Genomic DNA, 2720 nt, shown 5'->3' on the forward strand with positions numbered 1-2720 from the left:
CTTAGGGGAGGTTTTGGCGTTAGACAAAACCGGGGTGGGGTTCAAAGGGAATTATTAAGTAATCAAGCGAACCTGATATTAGGCAGAACGCCATAACGCACACTACAATTTGGATAGGAAACCGCTTAAGTTGCTGCTGCGAATCGTTTGTTAATTTCATCCCAATTCAGGACGTTCCACCAAGCGTCTAAATAATCGGCGCGGCGGTTTTGGTATTTGAGGTAATAAGCATGTTCCCATACATCATTACCCATAATCGGATATTTACCTTCGCTTAGAGGAGTATCTTGATTGGGTGTGTTGACAACTTCAAGTTTGCCATCTTGATTGCGGACAAGCCAAGCCCAACCACTACCAAAACGTTTAGTACCCGCATCGTTGAACTGTTTTTTGAAATCTGCAAAACTGCCAAAATTTTCTTTGATAGCATCAGCGATCGCCCCGGTTGGTTCACCACCACCGTTGGGTTTCATAATCAGCCAAAACATTGAGTGGTTAATATGACCACCACCATTATTGCGTACCGTTGTGCGAATATCTTCAGGAACGCTGTTAAGATTACGCAGTAAATCTTCTACGTTTTTGTTTTTGAGTTCTGGATATTTGTCTAATGCTGCATTCAGATTTTTGACATAGGCTGCATGGTGTTTGTCATGATGAAAGCGCATTGTGGCTGCATCGATGTGTGGTTCTAAGGCATTGTAATCATAAGGCAAAGGTGGTAGTTGAATTGCTCCAGAATTATCTGATTTATTGGAACTTGGAGAAGTTGGAGAAGCTGAAGAAGTTGGAGAAGTGGGGTTAGGAGTGCTTGCAGAGGCGCAAGAATCCAAAGCAAAAGCACCTACACCTGCACCAAGCAAAACTAGAAAATGCCGACGTTTAAGAGTCATAAGATTTACACCAAGCAAATACATTCGCGAAATTGGTTTGCAGTTATTATTTTCGTAGATTTTGGTCAATTAACTCCGTGATAATCTCTGTACTGCTTCACCTTGGAAGATTTGATGTGCTTGTGCAAGGATACTAGGAATTTTGTTTGCATGGGGACTGTGACTCAGACATGGCTGCAAGTCTAGTTTATCTATTTGCTCTGCTTTTTCACCAGGAAACCAGTGACTACCATTGCCAAGTAGGTTGTAGCGCATTTTGGTATAATCTATCATGTCGTAGGCGATCGCTAAATTCCACAGCCACAAAATTACCGGAATATTCACCTGTTTTGGAGTTTGTTCGTAAGTGGGTAAATTAACATGCCAAGTTTTTACCCAATCTTCTCCTAGACTAGTAATGGCTGCTTCCTCTAAACGTGTCAAAATTGGTGGCAAAATTTCCCAGGCTTGATCTAGCAAATCTAAAGTTTTCAAGTGTTCGTCAAAGTCTGTGGGTCTTGCTGCTCCTAAACTTAAAGTATGTATTTGGGGATGATTTAGACAAAACAAATCATTAAATACCATCGGACTCAAAGGAGAACAAAGTTTGACTAGTTTTTCTGGCGGATGATATAGTCTTCCTCCCTTATCAGATGGACTAATAATAAACACACCCATGTCATGTTCAGTAGCAGCCTCAATCGCAGCCCAATTCAATTGATTAATATAATACCAGTGCAAATTCACGTAATCGAATTGATTAGTGTTAATTGCTTGGATAATAGTATCTGTGGAACCATGAGTAGAAAAGCCAATAAACCTCACTTTACCTTGGGCTTGTAATTTTTGTGCCACTTCTAAACAACCACCCGGACGAATGGTATAGTTCAAAAATTCAGAATTATTTATGCCGTGTATTCCCAGTAAATCAATATAATCTAAACGCAGATATTGCAGTGATTTTTCAAATTCACTGAGGAATTTCTTTGCATCTGCACTAGGACTGATTTTAGTCTGAACAATTAATTTGTCGCGGGGAAGTTGAGGTAGAATTTTACCTAACTGCATTTCCGAACTACCGTAACCACGGGCAGTTTCGATATGATTAATGCCTAATTCTATGGAACGTCGAATTGTGGCTGCCAAATTTGCTTGATGATCACGGGGGATCTGCCACTGTGGTACATCTTGCCATTTATATTGGTATCGCATACCTCCACAGGAAAACACAGGTATTTGTAATTCTGTACGACCAAATCTTCTGTATAGCATCAAAGATATAGGTAATTTTGTTGTTTGTTGTTTATTGTTTGGTATTTGTCCCAAAGAACAACCAACAAACTCATTGTAATTAAGTAGTACTCTATTATTCGAGCGAAATCATTCGCTCCCCCACCCCCAATACGGTTCGGATAAGACAAATCGATTGGTATTTAAACCCACCAGAGACGTTGCACTGCAACGTCTCTACATTCCCAAATCATGCGAAAAATCCTTAACCGAACCGTATTTTGCCCCCACCCCGGTTTTGTCTAACGCCAAAACCTCCCCTAAGCGCACGCGCTTAGCAGGGTGGTTTCATACGAAAAAATAAAAATATGGAAGTCTGTATTTCTCGTTTTGAAGCATAGATTTTTTAAGGGCTGCGGTGTACACAGAAGTCTTATAAAGTTGCCTAGTAGCGTTTTGATCCCCCCTAACCCCCCTTAAAAAAGGGGGAACTAGAATCAAAGTCCCCCTTAAAAAGGGGGATTTAGGGGGATCAGAGGATTTATGTGTACACCGCAGCTTATTAACGGGACTTAAACAAAAAAAGGAAAACAAATAAGGTATAATGCCCCGCTAGCA

General features: G+C 40.6%; 2 protein-coding genes. Both read right to left on the reverse strand.

Features of this window, described 5'->3' with window-relative positions; translation table 11 throughout:
- Nucleotides 1–125: 125 nt before the first annotated feature.
- A complete protein-coding gene (locus tag AC5JMK_RS14175) occupies nt 126–893 on the reverse strand; it encodes a superoxide dismutase (RefSeq protein WP_495910394.1) in 768 nt (255 codons plus the stop codon).
- A 69-nt stretch (nt 894–962) separates the two neighbouring features.
- Nucleotides 963–2144: an aldo/keto reductase gene (locus AC5JMK_RS14180; protein ID WP_495910395.1), complete on the reverse strand. Its 1182-nt coding sequence runs from the start codon at nt 2142–2144 to the stop codon at nt 963–965.
- Nucleotides 2145–2720: the final 576 nt, after the last annotated feature.

It is taken from the genome of Pelatocladus sp. (assembly GCF_059505505.1).

What these genes read in the sequence shown, in the direction of transcription:
- AC5JMK_RS14175 (WP_495910394.1), bottom strand. Translation starts at nt 893, where the DNA reads ATGACTCTTAAACGTCGGCATTTTCTAGTTTTGCTTGGTGCAGGTGTA.
- AC5JMK_RS14180 (WP_495910395.1), bottom strand. Translation starts at nt 2,144, where the DNA reads ATGCTATACAGAAGATTTGGTCGTACAGAATTACAAATACCTGTGTTT.